The organism is uncultured Roseobacter sp. (assembly GCF_947496515.1).
Classification (GTDB): Bacteria; Pseudomonadota; Alphaproteobacteria; order Rhodobacterales; family Rhodobacteraceae; genus Roseobacter.
In genome coordinates, this window is record NZ_CANMDB010000003.1 from 123,150 (window position 1) to 142,548 (window position 19,399).

The window sequence follows — 19,399 nt, forward strand, 5'->3', positions numbered from 1 at the left end:
GTAATATGTGGTGATCATGATAAAATTCACGCCACCCGGTGGGTAGGGACGTGTTTGTGGAAAAGCGCCGTGTGCAGCAAAGGAGCCAGATATGCGCATTGCCATGTGGTCAGGTCCGCGGAACCTGTCGACTGCCATGATGTACAGCTTTGCCGCGCGGGCGGATTTCTCCGTCATGGATGAGCCGTTTTATGCACCCTATCTCGCCACGACCGGGATAGACCATCCGATGCGGGAGGCGATCATCTCGACGCATGAAACAGACCCTAACAAGGTCGAAGAGGCCTGTTCTGCGCCAGTAGACACACCACACATCTATATGAAGCACATGCCGCACCACATGTGCCCAGGCTTTCCGATGGGCTGGGCGGAGAGCTGCGTGAACATTCACCTGATCCGCCATCCGGCGCGGGTCATTGCCAGCTATGCGGCGAAACACGAGAACCCGACGTTGGCGGACATCGCGGTTGTGGAGCAACTGGCGCTGTACGAAAAACTGGGCGGGATCGTGATCGACAGCACAGACATTCGCGCCGATCCGGAGGGGATGCTCCGCAAGCTATGCGACGCGATTGGCCTGCCCTTCGATACGGCCATGCTGCGCTGGCCAGCGGGTCCGCGGCCCGAAGATGGCATCTGGGCGCGCCATTGGTACGGGGCGGTCCACCGCAGTACGGGGTTTGCCGGGGCGGAAGGGGATCTGCCGGTGTTTGAGGGCGCGGCGAGTGAGGTTCTGGAGGCGGCGCTGCCTTACTACGAGAGATTAGCAGCGCGCGCCCTGAGTTAATCGATTATCGAATCCCTATGGGTGAGCACACGATATTGGGTCTGCCCAATGGAGCCAAAATATATTTAGACAAAAAGATTCGACACGATAGGCACTTTCGGGAATCATAAGGGGCGCGATTCCCGTCGCGCCCCTTGATCGCCGTAGACGGCAGCCTGTCTTGTTCAGACATCGCGATCATTCGCGAATTTGGGTTCTCCCGTCAAGTATGCTGCGGCGTCCTCGTCAGTCCCGGCAATGGTGCCGGTGCTGACAAACACTTGAGGAGCAACACTGTGTATTTTGTACTGTACAAAGACATTTCGGGTTATTGGCGCTGGACACTCAAAGCTTCGAACCACGAAACCATCGCCGTGTCGTCTGAAAGCTACGTTCGCAAGTCGGATGCCGAGCATGGTATCCAGCTAACGAAGTCAGCCTACAACGCGCCGGTCTACGAACGCGAATCCGTTTGACAAAGAAGTGGGCGGTGCAGTGCCGCCCGCCTCTACTTCAACCGACGATCACGGGCGGCCAACAGCTTCAGCCGCAGCGCGTTCAGTTGAATGAACCCGGCGGCGTCTTTCTGGTCATAGGCGCCTGCGTCATCCTCGAAGGTCACATGCGCCTCGGAATAGAGACTGTGATCCGACCAGCGGCCCACCGTGCGCGCGTGGCCCTTGTAGAGCTTGAGCCGCACCGTGCCTGTCACATGGGTCTGGCTTGCGTCGATGGCGGCCTGCAGCATCGTGCGTTCCGGGCTGAACCAGAAGCCGTTGTAGATCAGCTCTGCGTAGCGCGGCATCAGCTCGTCCTTGAGGTGCATGGCGCCACGATCGAGCGTGATGGATTCGATGGCGCGGTGGGCCTCCAGCAACAGGGTACCGCCTGGGGTCTCGTAAATCCCGCGGGACTTCATGCCGACGAAACGCCCCTCCACCAGATCGAGCCGCCCGCAGCCATGCCGCCCGCCAACCTCGTTCAGCCGGGTCAGGATAGCAGCGGGAGAGAGCGTTTCACCGTTGATAGAGACTGCATCGCCCCGCTCGAACCCGATCTCGATGTATTCGGGCGTGTCGGGCGCATCCTCGGGGTTCACGGTGCGCTGGTAGACGTAATCGGGGGCATCTACCGCGGGGTCTTCGAGCACTTTGCCCTCGGAGGAGGTGTGCAGCAGGTTTGCATCGACAGAGAACGGCGCCTCGCCGCGTTTGTCCTTGGCGATTGGGATCTGGTTCTTTTCGGCGAAATCAATCAACTTTGTCCGGCTGGACAGATCCCACTCGCGCCAAGGGGCGATGACTTTGATGTCAGGGTTCAGCGCGTAGGCCGCGAGTTCGAAACGGACCTGATCGTTGCCCTTGCCTGTGGCACCATGGGCGACGGCATCCGCGCCCGTCGCTTCGGCAATCTCCACCAGACGTTTGGAAATTAGGGGCCGCGCGATGGAGGTGCCCAGCAGGTAGAGCCCTTCGTAGACCGCATTGGCGCGGAACATCGGAAAGACAAAGTCGCGCACGAATTCCTCGCGCAGGTCCTCGATGAAGATGTCGCTCGCACCCATCAATTCGGCCTTGGCGCGCGCCGGTTCAAGCTCCTCCCCCTGGCCCAGATCGGCGGTGAATGTCACGACTTCGCAGTCATATTGCGTCTGCAGCCACTTGAGAATGATCGAGGTATCGAGGCCGCCGGAATAGGCAAGCACGACTTTCTTGGGCGCGGACATGGGGTTTTTCCTTGGTGACGAAATCCCGGCTGCGATAGCGGGTTTTGACAGGGGCGGCAAGGCGGATGCGCGTTGACCAGCGGGGTGTGGCACCTTACTGATCGGGGACTTCGCCAGAAAAGGGAATGCCGATGGCGGCAAAGGGTTTTGCACAAGCGGCGCGCGCGGCAGAGGCTGAAATGCGGGCCGTGTTTCCACCCACGCCCCTGTTGCGCAACGACCATCTGTCGGCGCGGTTCGGTGCGGACATTTGGCTGAAGCGCGAGGATCTGAGCCCGGTGCGGTCCTACAAGCTGCGCGGTGCCTTTAACGCCATGCGCAAGGTGATCCCGGCGCAGTCCGTTTTCGTCTGTGCCAGTGCGGGAAACCACGCGCAGGGTGTGGCTTTCATGTGCCGTCACTTCGGTGTGCAGGGGGTGATCTTCATGCCCGTGACCACGCCGCAGCAAAAGATCCAGAAGACCCGGATGTTCGGCGGTCATCACGTGGAGATCCGCCTGGTTGGAGACTACTTCGACAATACGCTGGCCGAAGCGCAGGAGTTTTGCGCTGCCCAGAATGCTCATTTCCTGTCGCCCTTCGATGATGAGGACGTGATCGAAGGTCAGGCTTCGGTCGGCGTGGAGATCGAGGCGCAATTGGGCAGGGCGCCCGACCGGATCATCCTGCCCGTCGGCGGCGGCGGGCTGTCGGCGGGTGTGCGGAGTTACTTCCAGGACAGGGTCGAATACACCTTTGTAGAGCCTGTTGGCGCGCCAAGCCTGGGCGCTGCAATCGCGGCGGGGACGCCGGTGGATGTCTCCCCGATCAACAGTTTCGTAGATGGCGCGGCTGTGGCGAAGCTGGGGGCGCGGACCTTTGCGCGGCTCAGTACGGTCAAGCCAGAGACCATTGTGCATCTGTCCGAGGACCGTATTTGCACCACCATTGTGGAGATGTTGAACGTTGAAGGCATCGTGCTGGAGCCCGCAGGTGCGCTGGCCATCGAGGCCCTGCACGAGATTGCGGATTTGATCCGGGGCAAGACCATTGTGGCGGTTGCTTCGGGCGGCAACTTCGATTTCGAGCGTCTGCCGGAGGTCAAGGAACGCGCGCAGCGCTATTCCGGCGTGAAGAAGTACTTCATTCTGCGGATGCCGCAGCGGCCCGGTGCGCTCAAGGAGTTCCTGAGTATTCTCGGCCCGGAGGATGACATCGCACGGTTCGAGTATCTCAAGAAATCAGCGCGTAATTTCGGCTCCGTGCTGATCGGGATCGAGACGAGTGTGCCGGACAACTTTGCCCGGCTCTTCGGTGAGCTGGACGCGGCAGGGTTTACCTATACCGACATCACCAATGACGAAACGCTCGCGCAGTTCGTGATCTGACAGATGGCTGTGCGGTTTGATCAAAGCGTGACGGTGATCACAGGTGGGGCGAGCGGGATCGGTGCGGCACTTGCCAAGGCGACGCGTGCCAAAGGCGCGAAAGTGGCGATCCTCGACCGCGATGCGACACTGGTGAGAGAGGCTGCAGAGCGTCTGGATGTTCTGGGACTGACTTGCGATGTGGGCGAGGAAAGCGGTTTGCAAACCGCTTTGGCGCGGGTGGCTGACCGATTGGGTCCCATTGATATTTGTGTCTCTAATGCAGGCGTTTTTGAGGGCCAGCCGGATCATGCGGCTTCTGCCCCAGATGCCGTCTGGGCACGCAGCTGGCAGGTTCATGTGATGGCGCATGTCTATGCCGCGCGGGCGTTGTTGCCGGAGATGCTGGCGCGGGGGTCCGGGTGTTTCGTCACTATCGCGTCGGCTGCTGGATTGTTGAACCAGATCGGCGACGCGGCCTATTCGGCGACGAAACACGCCGCCGTCAGCTTTGCCGACTCGCTGGCGATCAGCCACGGGCAGGCGGGCATTCAGGTATCGCTTGCCTGCCCTCAGTATGTGGCCACGCCGCTGATCAAAGACGCCGAGGCAGGTGGTCAGGTCCTGACAGCAGCACAGGTGGCGCAGTGCATCGTCGCGGGAGTGGAGGCCGGGCGGTTCCTGATCCTGCCCCACCCGCAGGTTGCCGGGTTTGCGCGACGCCGCGCCGAGGATCACGACAGCTGGATCAAAGGCATGCAGAGGTTGCAGGAGCGGGCGGTGAGCGAGTTGGGCCATGCAGACCGGGCCGCGCTCTACCGGTTGGAGTAGTCAGCCGGGGTACTTCCCCGGCAGTTCGGCAAGAAACGAATGGCGCGACTGGCCGTAGCAATCACGCAAGGCGACCAGATCAATCGCGGCTGTGTTTTTCCGGGCGGCAGCTGCTTCACCGGACTGACACATCTCCGAGAACGATCGAAACCCCAGGCTCAGCGCGCTGCCCTTCAGAAAGTGCAGCTTTTCCGACAGTGCCACGGGGTCTGCGGTGGTATCGAGGTCACCGACCGCTTCATCGACTTCATCAAGAAACAGCTCTACGACTTCGTCGAAATCCTCCGCACCTACTTCGTCGCGCAGGATGTCGATCCTATCCCAATCAATCACTGGCCAAGCTCCCTCAGTGTGCGTGTCTTCTACCCTTTTCCGCTTACCGGTCCGTTGACTGACTGAGCGCTATTTGTCTCGAATTCGAGCTTTCCCCTTCATCCTCTCTTAAGGGTTTTGTGATCCTGTTCGGTAACGATTGAGTTTGGGCGATTTATGCAACATCACCGCGCCGCACTGCGGCCAGCCACGCCATCCACCGAGACGGCGGAGCCACCGCGGATCCTTGTCGTCGATGACAGCCGGTTGCAGCGGAAAATCCTGACCAGTTCCTTGCAGAAATGGGGCTATGAGGTGATCGAGGCCGCCTCGGGCGAGGAGGCGTTGGCGTTGTGCGAGACCCACGCGCCCCAGATGATCCTGAGCGACTGGATGATGCCGGGGATGAGCGGCATCGAGTTCTGCACAGCGTTCCGGGCGCTGGCGGGGGATGCCTATGGCTATTTCATCCTGCTGACCTCCAAGAGCGAAAAAGAAGCCGTGGCGCAGGGCCTTGATGCCGGGGCCGATGATTTTCTGACAAAACCGGTCAATGCGCCGGAGCTGCGCGCGCGGCTGACCGCGGGTCTGCGCATTCTCGACATGCAGCGGGAATTGACCCAGAAAAACCGCGTGATCACCGAGACGCTCGACGAGTTGCAACGGCTTTATGACGCGCTCGACAGTGATCTGATCGAAGCGAAACAGCTGCAACAGTCGCTGGTGCCGGAGCGATTCCGGCAGGTGGCTGGTGGCAATGTCTCGCTTCTGCTGCGGTCCAGCGGGCATGTGGGCGGTGATCTCGTGGGCTTTTTTCCCGGCGGACCCGATCATCTGTGCGTCTACTCCATCGATGTATCCGGGCACGGGGTCAGCTCTGCGCTGATGACCGCACGGCTGGCGGGCTATCTCTCCGCGAGCGCGCTCGATCAGAATGTTGCGCTGACCCATACGGCGGGCGGGTATGTGGCGATTCCACCGGTGGAGGCGGTCGAGCGGCTCAACGCGCTGGTGCTGGATGAGATGGAGACGGCGCACTACTTCACCATGGTGCTGGCCGATATTGACTGTTCCACGGGGGAGGTCCGGTTCGCGCAGGCAGGCCACCCGCATCCGGTTATTCAGCGGGCGGACGGCAGGATCGTGCAGGAAGGCCCGGGCGGTTTTCCCGTCGGGCTGATGCCGGGGGCTGTTTTCGGGGAAGGGTGCCTGCAGCTGGACCCGGGCGATCGTCTTGTCGTTCTATCGGATGGCTTTACCGAATGTCCCGACCCTCAGGATGTCCTCCTGGGCGAGGACGGGCTGGGCGAGATGCTGACAGGGCTACAGGCGGTGCAGAGCCCTGAGCTGCTGGATGCGTTGGTGGCGCGGCTGACAGAGTTCGCGGGGCATGACGCCTTTCCTGATGATCTGTCCGGCGCGGTCTTTGCCTTTACCGCGGATCAGGTGAAGTAGCGCCCAAGAAAAATCCTGTCGCCCGCGTTGCCCATGGCGGCCATGGCCTCATCGACGGGCATGATCATCGTGCGGTGATCGGGCTCTGACGGTGGGCCTGTGCAAATTACAGGGCGGGCTGCGTAGACGTGACAGATCTTCTCCGCCCAGAGGTCATACTCCGGCATGTACGCAAACCGCCGGAAGGCCCCCAAGCGGCGAGGTGCCGCGATGCGCCAACCGGTTTCTTCCAGAACTTCGCGGTGGAGCGCCTGAATGGGGCTCTCGCCGGGGTCGATGCCGCCGCCGGGCAGCTGGATATCCACGATGTCGGCGATCTGTGCGGTCAGCAAAACACCGCCATCCAGCGGCAGAACCGCGTAGGCGCCGGGCCGCATCCGGTAGCGTTGGTCTGCACGGGGCGCATGGCCGATGCGTCTGATCATTCTGGCTTGACCTCTTTTCATCACAACGCGGACCGTTATATGGACGCGGTATGCCAACCCTTTGGCGATAAGGAAACCCCAATGACCCTTGGACACCAGATCGCGTGGGACGATACGGTCCTGCCCTTTCAGCTTGATGCCAGCGACATCCGCGGCCGTGTTGCGCGGCTCGACGGCGTGTTGAATGGCATCCTGAAACAGCATGACTACCCCCCGCAGGTGGAGGCGCTGGTGGCGGAGATGGCGCTGCTGACGGCGCTGATCGGTCAGACGATCAAGCTGCGCTGGAAGCTGCAACTCCAGGTGCAGTCCAAGGGCGCGGTGCGCATGATCGCGACGGACTACTACGGCCCCGAAGCCGAAGGCGAGCCCGCGCGCATCCGCGCCTATGCCAGCTATGATGCGGAGCGGCTCACGGATGGTCCGGCCTTCGATCAGGTGGGCGAGGGGTACTTCGCGATCATGATCGACCAGGGTCAGGGCATGACGCCCTACCAGGGGATCACGCCGCTGGAAGGCGGATCGCTCGCCGCCTGTGCAGAGACCTATTTCGCGCAATCAGAACAGCTGCCGACGCGGTTCTCGCTAAGCTTCGGTCAGTCAACCGAACCCGGTGTGGCGCAGCACTGGCGTGGCGGCGGCGTGATGCTGCAACACATGCCCAAGGCATCGCCCTTTGTCGCCTCGGGCGAGGGCGATGGCGGGACGCTGTCCGCTTCCGATTTGGTGCAGGAGGACGAGGCGGAGAACTGGAACCGCGTGAACATCCTGCTTGATACGGTGGATGAGATTGAGCTGATTGGCCCGTCCCTGCCGCCCAACGATCTGCTGCTGCGGCTCTTCCATGAGGAGCAACCACGGGTGTTTGACACGCAAACGGTCCGCTTTGGGTGCACCTGTTCGGAAGAGCGCGTGCGGCAAAGCCTGTCGATCTATTCCGCGCAGGACATCGAGACAATGACCACCGATGAAGGTCGGGTCACGGCCGATTGTCAGTTCTGCGGTGCGCATTATGATCTCGACCCGGCAACCGTTGGGTTCGAGGCGCAAGATAGTGCGAAGGACTCCTGATCTCGCGGCGCTGCGGGCGGCGCTGGGCCGTCCCGGGCGCGCGTCATCGGATTACGATCTGAACCCTAACACCGTCCTGCCAGCGGGTCGCAAACTGCGGCCTGCCGGGGTGCTTGCGCCGATCGTGCAGGAGAGTGGCGGGCTTCATCTGCTGCTGACGAAACGGTCGTCGCGGCTGAAACACCATCCCGGACAGATCGCCTTTCCCGGCGGCAAGCAGGATGAGGGCGACCCGGACGCGGTGGCCGCCGCTCTGCGCGAGGCGCAGGAGGAGATCGGCTTGCCAAGCGGATCGGTCGAGGTTCTGGGCACCCTGCCTGGGCATGAGACGGTGACCGGCTTTCAGGTCACGCCGGTCATTGGCTTGGTCGAGAGGCCTTTCGAGATCATGGCGGAGCCGGGCGAGGTGGAGGAAGTCTTCTCCGTGCCGCTGTCCCATGTGCTGGACCCTGCGAATTACGTGATACAGTCGCGGCGCTGGCGCGGCCAGTCGCGCGCCTATTTTGCGGTGCCCTACGGACCCTATTACATCTGGGGCGCGACTGCGCGTATGTTGCGCGCATGGACCGATCAACTCTGACCCATGTACCGGCGGACACCGGTTGGCTGAACGACCGACGGGTGCAGGCGCTGGCCGCGGCGTTCGAGGGCGCGCCGATCTACCTGGTGGGTGGCTGCGTGCGCGATGCGGTGTTGGGCGTGTCGGGCGGCGACGTGGATCTGGCGACGCCGCTGCTGCCCGCCGAGGTGACCCGGCTGGCGGAGGCGACGGGCTTCAAGGTCGTGCCCACGGGCATCGAGCACGGCACCGTCACGGTGGTCGTGGACGGCAGCGGGTTCGAGATCACCAGTTTCCGCAAGGATGTGGAGACAGACGGCCGCCGCGCCGTTGTCGCCTTTTCAACGGATATGACGGAGGACGCGCGGCGTCGTGATTTCACGCTCAATGCGCTCTACGCCACGACGACGGGCAAAATCATCGACCCGCTGGGCGGGTTGCCCGATTGTCTGGCGCGGCGTATCCGCTTTGTGGGGGAGGCGAGCGATCGGATCCGCGAGGATTATCTGCGCATCCTCCGGTTTTTCAGGTTTCATGCGTGGTACGCGGCGCCACAGGATGGCTTTGACACGGAGGCCCTGGCGGCAATCGCGGCAAATACCACCGGGTTAGAGACGCTTTCGGCGGAGCGTATCGGATCGGAGATGCGCCGCTTGCTGGCGGCATCCGATCCCTGCCGCGCCGTGGCCGGTATGCAGAAGACGGGCGTCTTGGGCCGGCTTTTGCCGGGCAGCGACCCTCTGTGGCTGGGTCCCGTTGTCCATCTGGAAGGGGAGCTGGATCTCGGCCCTGACTGGTTGCGCCGACTGGTGGCGCTTGGCGGGCAGGATGTCGCCGCGCGGTTGCGCCTGACCCGGGCCGACGCCAGATCATTGGACACGCTGCAAGAGGCCATGAGCGGTATGATGCCTTTGCCAGAGATTGCCTATCGCCATGGCTACGACGTCGCTGTCAGCGCGCTGATCCTGCGGGCGGCCATGGCAGGTGAGGCGATTGACCCGAAAGCCCTCCCGCCCTTGGTAGAAGGGGCCAAGGCCCGGTTTCCTGTCGCGGCCCGTGACCTCATGCCCGCGCTGACAGGCAAGGCTTTGGGCCACCGGCTTGCCAGCCTCGAAGCGCGCTGGATTGCCTCCGGCTTTCGGTTGTCGCGTGAAGATCTGATGACACCGGAATGAAGTGATCGACAAAACGCGCCCTTTGGTGTAGGTCATCGTCGAAACACGGAGGAATACGGAATGTATCGCGGGATCTGGTTGGGCTGAGGCCCCTTTAGCCACGTATCTTGCAGGCCCGTCCGGCGGCGCCTGATCATTCTGCATATTCTCTCGAAGGCCCTCCCCATGTTCCGTTTTTTCGAACGTCTCGTTGACCCCTATTGCGCCTACACGGAAACCAATCACCCGCCGCAGCGGCTCTGGCCGTTCCTGCTGCAATACGCGGCACCTTTCCGCACGGTGTTCATCCTCGCCGGGATCATGTCGCTGGTGGTTGCCGCGATCGAGGTCTGGCTGATCTTTTACATGGGCCGTGTCGTGGATTTGCTGGGCGGCGATCCTGCCGTCTTCTGGGAGAGCTACGGAACGGAATTGCTGCTCGTGGCGGCTTTCATCCTGATCCTGCGGCCGGTGTTGCAGGCGCTGGATGTGGCGCTGCTCAACAACTCGATTGTGCCGAATTTTACCGCGATGATCCGCTGGCGGGCCCATCGTCAGGTGCTGCGCCAGTCCGTGGGCTGGTTCGAGAATGACTTCGCGGGCCGTGTCGCCAACCGGATCATGCAGACACCACCCGCCGCGGGTGAGGTGGTGTTTCAGGTCTTTGACGCGATCTCCTTTTCGCTCGCCTATTTCATCGGTGCTGCCATCCTCTTGGGGCAAGCGGACCCGCGGCTTCTGATCCCGCTGGTGGGGTGGTTTGTGCTCTATGGCTTTTTGTTGCGCTGGACGATCCTGCGGGTGGGTCCCGCGAGCCAGGCGGCCTCCAACGCGCGTTCGCTTGTCACGGGGCGCGTGGTGGACGCCTATACCAACATCCATTCGGTGAAGATGTTTGCCCATCACGCGCAGGAACTCGACTACGCCAAGGACGCCATCGAGCAATCGCGCGAGACCTTTCAGGCAGAGATGCGGATCTTCACCATCATGGATATCGCGTTGGTGGCGCTGAACGGGCTGCTGATCGTGGGCGTTGTCGGCTGGGCGATTGTTTTGTGGATGCAGGGAGCCGCCAGCGTCGGCGTGGTGGCGGCGGCGACGGCGCTGACCCTGCGGCTCAATGCCATGACCGGCTGGATCATGTGGGCGCTGACCACGTTCTTCCGCGAACTCGGTGTGATTTCAGAAGGCATGGAGACGATTGCGCAGCCCATCACGCTGACCGACAAGCGGGATGCCAAACCGCTCCATCTCACGGAGGGTACCATCCGCATCGACGGGCTGAGCCATCACTACGGGCGTAGCAGCGGCGGGCTTGACGGGATCGACCTGACGATACGGAGGGGTGAAAAGATCGGGCTGGTGGGCCGGTCCGGTGCCGGGAAATCCACGCTGGTCAAGCTGCTCCTGCGGTTCTACGACCCCGAAGCGGGCCGCATCCTGATCGACGGTCAGGATGTCACCGAGGTACAGCAAGACAGCCTGCGCCGGGCCATCGGCATGGTTCAGCAGGACAGCTCGCTGCTGCACCGGTCGGTGCGGGACAATATCCGCTACGGTCGCGCTGATGCTTCCGAGGATCAGGTGATCGCCGCCGCGCAGCAGGCGCAGGCGCATGAGTTCATCCTTGATCTGGAGGATCCGGAGGGCCGCAAGGGATATGATGCGCAGGTGGGCGAACGCGGCGTGAAGCTTTCGGGTGGTCAACGGCAGCGGGTGACGCTGGCGCGGGTGATCCTGAAGGACGCGCCCATCCTGCTGCTGGACGAGGCGACAAGCGCGCTCGACAGTGAGGTGGAGGCCGCGATTCAGGATACGCTCTATGGGATGATGGAGGGCAAGACGGTCATCGCCATCGCGCACAGGCTTTCGACAATTGCCCAGATGGACCGCATTCTGGTGCTCGATCAGGGGCGGATTGTCGAAGATGGCAGTCATGACGCGCTTTTGCGCAAGGGTGGCCTATATGCAGAATTCTGGGCCCGGCAGTCGGGCGGTTTTCTGGCCACCGAGATAGAGGACGCGTCTTGAGAATATCGGACTGGATCGACGCTTTTCGCCCCGCCGACGGGCCCCCGCCACAGACCCTTTGGGCGTTTCTGCGGTGGTGTCTGTCAGGCGCGTGGCCGTCGCTGGGTCTTGCCGCGTTTCTGTCCGCCGCCGCGGGGGCGATGGAGGCGGGCACGGCACTGATCCTGGGGCTGGTGATCGATGCGACCGCCAGCGCCGGACCGGAGGCGTTTTTTGCCAGCGGCAATCTGATGCTGGTTGCGGGTGCGGTGGGGTTCTTTCTGATCGCGCGGCCCTTGCTCTTTGGCCTTTCGGCGTCGGCCAACGCGATCATCGTGCAGCCCAATATCAACCCGCTGGTCCTGTCGCGGCTGCATCGCTGGTCGCTGGGTCAGACGGTTGGGTTCTTTGACGATGATTTCGCAGGCCGCATTGCCCAAAAGCAGATGCAGACAGCCCGGGCCGTGACCGATGTGACGGCAGAGGTCATCAACGTCGTTGCCTTCGCGCTGGCGTCACTGGCGGGGTCGGTGCTGTTGCTGCTGGCCATCGACTGGCGCGTGGCGCTGGGGTTCGGGCTGTGGCTGATCGGGTATTTCACCATGATCAACTGGTTCCTGCCGCGGATCCGCCAGCGCTCTGCCGGACGCGCGGCGGCGCGGGCGATGGTCTCGGGGCAGGTTGTCGATACGATCACCAACATCAAGACGGTGAAGCTCTTTGCGCATGCGGATCACGAGGATCGCGCAGCACTCGGCGCGATGCAGAGCTTTCGGACACGTGCGCTTGCCTTCGGCTATCTGGCGGCGGGGTTTCGTTTTGCGCTGATGGCCATGGCGGGGGTCTTGCCAGTCGTGCTGCTGGGCGGGACCATTCTGCTGTGGCAGTCCGGTCAGGCCACGCAGGGGGACATCGTCGCCGCAGGCGCGGTGGCCGTTCGCATCGCTCAGATGACCGGCTGGGTGAGTTTCACGCTGATGCAGATCTACTCCAACATCGGTGAGATCGAGGATGGGATCCGGACCCTGACCCCGCGCAACCGGCTGGAGAATGCGCCGGATGCCACGCCACTGGTGGTCCAGCGCGGTGAGATCGCGCTCAAAGGCGTGGGCTTTGCCTACGGGCGCGCAACGGGTGGCGTTCAGGGGATCGACCTGACCATTCAGCCGGGCCAGAAGGTTGGCATTGTCGGCGCCTCGGGTGCAGGGAAATCGACGCTCGTGGCCCTGCTGTTACGGCTCTACGATACCGAAGAAGGCCGGATCGAGATCGATGGCAGAGACATCCGTGACATCACCCAGGAAAGCCTGCGCCAGAGCATCGGCATGGTCACCCAGGAAACCGCCATGTTCAATCGTTCGGCCCGCGACAACATCCTTTACGGTCGTCCCGATGCCACCCGCGACGATGTGATCGCCGCTGCCCGAAAAGCCGAGGCGCACGCGTTTATCGAGGCGCTGGCCGATCATCAGGGGCGGACGGGATATGACGCGCATCTGGGTGAACGCGGTGTGAAACTGTCGGGCGGTCAGCGTCAGCGGATCGCGCTGGCGCGCGCCATCCTCAAGGACGCGCCGATCCTGGTGCTGGACGAGGCGACCAGCGCGCTGGATTCCGAGGTGGAGGCGTCGATCCAGCTGGCGCTCGACCAGGTGATGCAGGGCAAGACCGTGCTGGCCATTGCGCACCGCTTGTCCACGCTGACGGAAATGGACCGGATCGTCGTGATGGAGAGCGGCCGCATCATCGAGGACGGCACACATGATGCGCTGATCGCCAAAGGCGGGCGCTATGCCCAGTACTGGGCGCGGCAGTCGGGCGGCTTCATTCGCACACAGGCCGCTGAATAGGGCTTTTGCGTTTCCGCGCCCTGCCGTAAGCCACGGGGCATGGCGGAATATACGATCAGCTTTCTTGGACCGCAGGGCGATGGTGTCGCCGATGGCCCCGTGTTCGTGCCGCGCAGCCTGCCGGGCGAGCGCGTCAGCGGCACACTGGACGGCTCCGCGCTGTGCGACGTCAAGGTTCTGGCACCGTCGGACCGGCGGGTCAGCGCGCCCTGCACCCATTTCAAATCCTGCGGCGGATGTCAGGTGCAGCATGCGGATGACGCCTTTGTCGCCGCCTGGAAGGTCGAGATCGTTGAGCGCGCGTTGGCCGGGCAGGGTCTGAGCACCGCGTTCCGGTCCATCGACACCTCCCCAGCCCTGACCCGGCGGCGCGCGGGTTTTGCCGCCCGGCGCACCAAAAAGGGCGCGATGGTCGGGTTTCACGGGCGCGCATCGGGTACCATCGTACCGGTGCCGATGTGTCAGCTTCTGACGCCTCAGGTGCGCGCCGGTGCCGCAGTGGCCGAAGCGCTCGCCGTGGTGGGCGCCAGCCGCAAGGCGGAACTGTCGGTGATGATCACGGAAACGGAGACGGCGCTGGATGTTGCGGTGAGCCACGGCAAACCGCTCGACGGTCTTTTGAGACAACAGCTGGCCGCCGTCTCTACGCGCTTTGATCTGGCCCGGCTTGCCTGGGACACAGAGGTCGTGGCGATGCGCGCGCCGCCCATGCTGCGCTTTGACGGTATCGCCGTGTCGCCGCCGCCCGGTGCCTTTCTGCAAGCGACGGCGCAAGGAGAGACTGCGCTGCGGGAGGCGGTGACCGAGATAACCCAGGGCGCGCGCCGGATCATTGATCTGTTTGCTGGCTGCGGAACCTTTGCGCTGCCCTTGGCCCGTCACGCGGAAGTACACGCGGTGGAAGGGGACGCGGCGATGGTCGCCGCGCTCGATCACGGCTGGCGGCAGGCGACAGGCCTTAAACCGCTGAGCAGTGAGGCGCGCGACCTCTTTCGCCGTCCGCTGCTGCCGGATGAGCTGGCCCGGGCTGAGGCCGTGGTGATCGACCCGCCGCGCGCCGGTGCCGTGGCACAGGTGGCGGAGCTTGCCCGCGCCCGGCCGCCGCGCATCGCCTATGTATCGTGCAATCCGGTGAGTTTCGCCCGGGATGCCAAAACGCTTGTTGACGCGGGCTTTACCCTTGATTGGATACAGGTGGTCGATCAGTTTCGCTGGTCCGCGCATGTAGAGCTTGCTGCGTGTTTCACCGCGCCGCATATCCGCGATGAGCCTCGGAGGAGACAGAGATGACGCTGCGCCAAAAACTCGATGTGTGGCTGGATCAGTCCTGGGTCGTGAACCTTGTCATGGGGGTGATCATCTTCAATGCCATCCTGCTCGGGATGGAGACATCGCCCGCAATCATGTCAGATTTCGGGCCGCTTATCACCGCGCTGGACAAGGCCTGCCTTGGGTTCTTCATCGTCGAGATCCTGCTCAAGGTCTTCGCGCGAGGCACGCGGTTCTTCCGCAACGGCTGGAACCTGTTCGACGTGGTGATCGTGGGGGCGGCGCTGGTGCCCGGTTCGCAGACGATGTCGGTGCTGCGGGCGCTGAGGATCCTGCGGGTGTTGCGGGTGATCTCCGTCGCACCCCGCCTGCGCCGGGTGGTCGAGGGGTTTGTCACGGCCCTGCCGGGGATGGCCAGCGTCTTTGTCCTGATGGCGATCATCTTTTACATCGGTGCGGTGATTGCGACCAAGCTTTTTGCGGCGAGCTTTCCGGACTGGTTCGGGAACCTCCCGCTCAGCGGCTATACGCTGTTTCAGATCATGACGCTGGAAAGCTGGTCCATGGGCATCGTGCGTCCGGTGATGGAGGTCTACCCCTACGCATGGGCGTTCTTTGTGCCGTTCATCATGATCACGACCTTTGCGGTGGTGAACCTGCTCGTCGGCCTGATCGTGAATTCCATGCAGGACGCGCATCAGGAAGAGGCAGGCGCCGTCACCGACGCCTACCGGGACGAGGTGCTGACCCGTCTGATCGCAATCGAAAAGCGGTTGGACGAAACCGGACCGCGCTGACAAATTTGTGAGTGTGGTTAACCATTTTTCATGATACCCATGGCAAAAGAGCAGAACGTCGAAAAGACACTACAGGACAGCATAAAATGCGTCGCAGAGATCTGATTTTGAGCACCGCCGCGGCGGCGGCATTGAGCGGGTGTGCCGGCAGTTCCAAGTTTCGCCGGTACGATGGGCCGGAGGTGACTTTCGTGGTCGTGCAAAAGGCGCAGCGGCGGATGCACCTGCTGCACCACGACCAGGCATTAAAGAGCTATGATATCAGCCTTGGTTTTGCGCCGATCGGGCACAAGCAGATCGAGGGTGATGGCCGGACACCGGAGGGTGTCTACCGCATCGACCGGCGCAATCCCAACTCTCAGTTTCATCTGTCGTTGGGGATCTCCTACCCCAACGTCAAGGACGTTGCCCTTGCCAAGGCGATGGGCCAGTCCGCTGGCGGTAACATCTTCATCCATGGTCAGAAAAGCGCGTTTCGCAGGGACAAGGGGGATTGGACCTGGGGCTGCATTGCCGTGTCGAACGACGAGATGGAAGAGATCTACGCGATGGTTCAGGACAACACGCTGATTGCGCTCAACGCCTGAGTCCTCGGAGCGCTGCATCGGGTTAGTACTCATTTGGATTACTTGAAACACTCTTAAAGTATCCAGCCTTAAACCTGAGACACCCCGCCCCGTTCAAAGCACCCGCGCAACAGGCACTGTAGCACAGCACCCTTCTGCCCCCGTCAGGCTGGAGGTTGGCCTTTGGCAAAACGGACGGCGCGACCGCGCCCCCTTCGGACCGGCGCTTCAGCATGAATGTTGGGTGTCCCAAGGTTGAAGGTCGGATGCTTTGGGTTGCCCGGATCAGGTCGGTTCGGAGCGGTTGATGGTATTTTGATCGCGGTCAGACCGGGTTTGAATGAAGCTGACGGTTCAGCGGAGGACTCTACGCGCATCAACTTGCCGACGGACGAGACGTCCACGCATTTGGAGCATTCGAGCTCGGAAAGGCGCTCGACTGCGTCAGAGGCTCGCGAACGAATCAGATACCTGTGCTGGTGGACGGTTGTTGCCGGTCACCATGGTCCACCAGATTTTGCCGTTTCTCTCCTGAAACCACGCAAACCCCATCTGAGTGGCGTCGGGCGACAGGATCACCCGGCGGGTGTCGGGTTTCTGCATCCAGGCGGCGAGCGTCTCCAGCTCTGATTCGTAGGTCTCGGAGATGTTCTCCCCAACCAGCGAGCCGGAATAGCCGACGCGCCGGACCCGGTCGATGGGCGACGACCCATCTGAGCCAAAGTGCCAGGGCCGGTTCTGCACCGACATATCGCGGGAGTGGGTGGCAGCCGCTGCATTCAGCTGCGGATCGAGTGCGAGTGGTCCCTGGCCCGATGCGCTGCGCAGCGCATTGACCGAATCCAGCATTCGGAACTGGATCTTGGCGGTATCGCCCCGACCGATTCGGTAAATCTTGCCGTCGCTGCTGCCGTCATTCACCCGCGAAGACGGTGCGCAAGCGCTCAGGACAAGGCCCAACATCAGAACAATCGAGATGAACCGGATCATTTTGCACTCCTTAAGCGTTGTTTCATCGCATATCGTGCATAGCCATAGAGTTCAAACGTTGATCAAGACTTGCGATTGTGATGACAGGACTTTGATTTGTCGCATCGCAGGCAGCGGCGTAAACCTAGCGCTGAACACGACTAAACAGAATTTCTGAACGGAGGCAGTCCCATGTCTTTCAATTGTTTCAATAGCCCGTCTCGTCGGCGTTTCCTTGCTGGAACCGCGGCGATGGTTGCAACGTCTGCGGTCGCGCAGGACGCCTCATCCGTCAATTCTGCGGCGACGACACAAGGGGAGCAGGATCTCACGGAGACGGTTCCGCGCAACATCTCCAGCTTTCGGACGCTCGACTGGCGGCCCTACTTCTCTGATCTGAACAACGGTGCCGTGCTGGTCGACATCGACAGTCGCGCGTTGCACTACTGGGCAGAGGATGAGAGCTTTTATAAACTTTATCCCTCCAGCGTTCCGTTGACAGAGGAGCTGACACGGCGGGGCCGCACAAAAATCACCCGCAAGGTTGAAGGGCCAAGCTGGCGGCCGACACCCTCGATGCTCAAGCGGAACCCGGATTGGCCGGAATTCATCGGGCCGGGGCCGGACAACCCCATGGGGACCCATGCGCTCTATCTCAGCTGGACGTACTACCGGATCCACGGGACGCACGACACCCGCAAAATCGGGCGGCAATCCTCCAACGGATGCATCGGTCTTTACAACGAGCACATTGCCGAGCTGTACGAGATGACCAAGGTCGGCACCCAAGTGTTGCTTATTTGACGACATCCTTTCCTATGTGGCTCTTTGCGGAAATGCAGTTTGCAAACATCATCTTATAATGGTTTATCAACAGCCACGAGGTAAGTCTTGGGTGCGGTCCACTAATATCTGTGGCTCGCCTTTACTGGAGGTTATGAAATGAAGAAACTCGTTCTCGCCGCTGCTCTGACAGCTGCCGCATCGACTGCTTTTGCTGGTTCCATCGAAGAGCCAATCGTCGAAGCACCGGTTGTTGTTGAAGAAGCGGAAGGCTCGTCCACTGGCGTCCTGCTGCCGATCCTGCTGCTGCTGGTTGTGGCTGCTGCCGTCGCCTAAGCCAGATTTGGTTTTACGAAGAAAAGGTGGTGCGAATGTGCCACCTTTTTTCGTTTGTGCGGAGCCCGGCGACTTACCGCGGCGAATCGACCCAGCCTGACAGGTTGTCGTCGATGACGTTCGCCAGCGCATTGATGTGCGCGGTGTCGTCGTTGAGGCACGGAATGTAGGTAAAGTTTTCGCCACCTGCCTCCTCAAAGCTCTCTTTGATCTCTTCGTTGATCTCTTCGAGCGTCTCGATGCAATCGGCGGAGAATGCCGGCGCACAGACGGCGATATTTTTCTTGCCTGCCTCCGCCAGCCGCGCGACCTCCTCGACCGTATAAGGCTGCAGCCATTCTTCGGGCCCGAATTTCGACTGGAACGTCGTGGTGATTTCCGTATCCGCCCAGCCCAGCCGCTCCTTGAGCAGTCGCGTCGTCTTTTGACACTGGCAGTGGTAGGGATCGCCCTCCATCAGATACCGGATCGGCACCCCGTGGTAGGAACAGACCAGAATATCGGGCTTTTTTTCCATCATGCCGTAGGCACGCTCAATCGACTGGGCCAGCGCGTCGATGTAGTCCTTTCGTGCGAAGTAAGGCTCCACCGTGCGCGTCACGGGCTGCCATTTCTCATAGGTCAACGCCCGAAAAAACTCGTCGTTGGCGGTGGCCGATGTGGCGCCAGCATAATGTGGATACAGCGGGAAAAACAATATCTTGCGGCATCCCGCAGCCGTCATCTCCGCCACTTTGGACCGGGTCGACGGGTTGCCGTAACGCATGCAGAAATCCACCATGACCTCATCACCGTGCCGCTTGTGCATCTCCGTCTTGATCTTGGCGGTCTGGGCCTTGGTGATGGTCATCAAGGGGCTCTCGCCCGCGTCTTCGTTCCAGATCGACTTATAGGCCGCACCACTGGAAAACGGGCGCTTTGACAGGATGATCAACTGCAACAGCGGCTGCCAGATCCACGGGCTGTAGTCGATCACGCGACGGTCCGACAAAAACTCGTTCAGGTAGCGCCGCATCGACCAGTAGTCGTAGTTATCGGGTGTCCCGAGGTTGGCCAGCAGGATCCCGATCTTGGGCATGGAGACCGCGGGATGATCGCTGCCCGCATGGGTCGGACGAACGGCTACGGACATGGAAGCACTGCTATCCAGCATCTGGCGGATCCTCGGTTTGGC

General features: G+C 61.8%; 20 protein-coding genes. 15 read left to right on the forward strand and 5 right to left on the reverse strand.

All coding sequences use genetic code 11. From position 1 onward, the window contains the following. Positions 1-91 precede the first annotated feature (91 nt). Positions 92-787, forward strand: coding sequence for an HAD family hydrolase (locus Q1A53_RS07715; protein ID WP_299964736.1), 696 nt, complete (start codon positions 92-94; stop codon positions 785-787). 275 nt (positions 788-1,062) lie between these two features. Beyond that, entirely contained in the window at positions 1,063-1,242 is a 180-nt protein-coding gene (locus tag Q1A53_RS07720) for a DUF1508 domain-containing protein (protein WP_299964739.1), read from the forward strand. A gap of 32 nt (positions 1,243-1,274) precedes the next feature. Here the strand turns inward: Q1A53_RS07720 and Q1A53_RS07725 are convergent, their stop codons facing one another. Beyond that, entirely contained in the window at positions 1,275-2,492 is a 1,218-nt protein-coding gene (locus tag Q1A53_RS07725) for an argininosuccinate synthase (protein ID WP_299964740.1), read from the reverse strand. Positions 2,493-2,623: 131 nt separating this feature from the next. Here Q1A53_RS07725 and ilvA point away from each other — a divergent pair, with 131 nt between their 5' ends. Continuing rightward, entirely contained in the window at positions 2,624-3,859 is a 1,236-nt protein-coding gene (gene ilvA / locus Q1A53_RS07730) for a threonine ammonia-lyase IlvA (protein WP_299964743.1), read from the forward strand. Positions 3,860-3,862: 3 nt separating this feature from the next. Beyond that, the gene (locus Q1A53_RS07735; RefSeq protein WP_299964745.1) at positions 3,863-4,669 is read left to right on the forward strand and encodes an SDR family NAD(P)-dependent oxidoreductase; all 807 of its coding nucleotides are present in this window, start codon (positions 3,863-3,865) and stop codon (positions 4,667-4,669) included. Here the strand turns inward: Q1A53_RS07735 and Q1A53_RS07740 are convergent, their stop codons facing one another. Beyond that, positions 4,670-5,002 carry an Hpt domain-containing protein gene (locus tag Q1A53_RS07740; protein ID WP_299964747.1) on the reverse strand — a complete coding sequence of 111 codons (333 nt, stop codon included), beginning with the start codon at positions 5,000-5,002 and terminating at the stop codon, positions 4,670-4,672. Positions 5,003-5,158: 156 nt separating this feature from the next. Between Q1A53_RS07740 and Q1A53_RS07745 the strand changes: the two genes are divergently transcribed. Continuing rightward, on the forward strand, positions 5,159-6,436 hold the full coding sequence (locus Q1A53_RS07745) for a PP2C family protein-serine/threonine phosphatase (RefSeq protein ID WP_299964750.1): 1,278 nt from the start codon (positions 5,159-5,161) through the stop codon (positions 6,434-6,436). Here the strand turns inward: Q1A53_RS07745 and Q1A53_RS07750 are convergent. Then, entirely contained in the window at positions 6,424-6,861 is a 438-nt protein-coding gene (locus Q1A53_RS07750) for an NUDIX hydrolase (RefSeq protein WP_299964752.1), read from the reverse strand. The two genes, Q1A53_RS07745 and Q1A53_RS07750, sit on opposite strands and share 13 nt — an antisense overlap. Before the next feature lie 81 nt (positions 6,862-6,942). Here Q1A53_RS07750 and Q1A53_RS07755 point away from each other — a divergent pair, with 81 nt between their 5' ends. The 8 genes from Q1A53_RS07755 (at position 6,943) to Q1A53_RS07790 (ending at position 16,158) form a co-directional block, all read left to right on the forward strand. Further along, complete coding sequence (locus Q1A53_RS07755) at positions 6,943-7,932, forward strand: Hsp33 family molecular chaperone HslO (RefSeq protein ID WP_299964754.1); 990 nt, start codon at positions 6,943-6,945, stop codon at positions 7,930-7,932. Continuing rightward, positions 7,916-8,512 (forward strand): CoA pyrophosphatase, encoded by a 597-nt coding sequence (locus Q1A53_RS07760; protein ID WP_299964756.1) that lies wholly within the window; start codon positions 7,916-7,918, stop codon positions 8,510-8,512. The genes Q1A53_RS07755 and Q1A53_RS07760 overlap by 17 nt, the downstream gene beginning before the upstream one ends. After that, complete coding sequence (locus tag Q1A53_RS07765; protein WP_299964758.1) at positions 8,494-9,666, forward strand: CCA tRNA nucleotidyltransferase; 1,173 nt, start codon at positions 8,494-8,496, stop codon at positions 9,664-9,666. Before Q1A53_RS07760 ends, Q1A53_RS07765 begins: the two co-directional genes overlap by 19 nt. A 165-nt stretch (positions 9,667-9,831) precedes the next feature. Then, positions 9,832-11,676, forward strand: coding sequence for an ABC transporter ATP-binding protein (locus tag Q1A53_RS07770; protein WP_299964760.1), 1,845 nt, complete (start codon positions 9,832-9,834; stop codon positions 11,674-11,676). Next, complete coding sequence (locus Q1A53_RS07775) at positions 11,673-13,505, forward strand: ABC transporter ATP-binding protein (protein WP_299964762.1); 1,833 nt, start codon at positions 11,673-11,675, stop codon at positions 13,503-13,505. Before Q1A53_RS07770 ends, Q1A53_RS07775 begins: the two co-directional genes overlap by 4 nt. A gap of 39 nt (positions 13,506-13,544) precedes the next feature. Continuing rightward, the gene (locus Q1A53_RS07780; RefSeq protein ID WP_299964764.1) at positions 13,545-14,795 is read left to right on the forward strand and encodes a class I SAM-dependent RNA methyltransferase; all 1,251 of its coding nucleotides are present in this window, start codon (positions 13,545-13,547) and stop codon (positions 14,793-14,795) included. Beyond that, complete coding sequence (locus Q1A53_RS07785; protein ID WP_299964766.1) at positions 14,792-15,571, forward strand: ion transporter; 780 nt, start codon at positions 14,792-14,794, stop codon at positions 15,569-15,571. Before Q1A53_RS07780 ends, Q1A53_RS07785 begins: the two co-directional genes overlap by 4 nt. A gap of 86 nt (positions 15,572-15,657) precedes the next feature. Beyond that, entirely contained in the window at positions 15,658-16,158 is a 501-nt protein-coding gene (locus Q1A53_RS07790; protein WP_299964768.1) for a L,D-transpeptidase family protein, read from the forward strand. Between the two features lie 423 nt (positions 16,159-16,581). Here Q1A53_RS07790 and Q1A53_RS07795 read toward each other — a convergent pair whose 3' ends face one another. Next, on the reverse strand, positions 16,582-17,127 hold the full coding sequence (locus tag Q1A53_RS07795) for a CAP domain-containing protein (protein ID WP_299964771.1): 546 nt from the start codon (positions 17,125-17,127) through the stop codon (positions 16,582-16,584). A gap of 171 nt (positions 17,128-17,298) precedes the next feature. On the opposite strand from Q1A53_RS07795, the gene Q1A53_RS07800 reads away from it, so the two are divergent. Beyond that, positions 17,299-17,910 (forward strand): L,D-transpeptidase, encoded by a 612-nt coding sequence (locus Q1A53_RS07800; RefSeq protein ID WP_299964773.1) that lies wholly within the window; start codon positions 17,299-17,301, stop codon positions 17,908-17,910. Between the two features lie 138 nt (positions 17,911-18,048). Next, positions 18,049-18,225, forward strand: coding sequence for a hypothetical protein (locus Q1A53_RS07805; protein ID WP_299964775.1), 177 nt, complete (start codon positions 18,049-18,051; stop codon positions 18,223-18,225). A 73-nt stretch (positions 18,226-18,298) separates the two neighbouring features. Here the strand turns inward: Q1A53_RS07805 and hemH are convergent, their stop codons facing one another. Then, positions 18,299-19,378 (reverse strand): ferrochelatase, encoded by a 1,080-nt coding sequence (gene hemH, locus Q1A53_RS07810; protein WP_299964777.1) that lies wholly within the window; start codon positions 19,376-19,378, stop codon positions 18,299-18,301. Positions 19,379-19,399 lie beyond the last annotated feature (21 nt).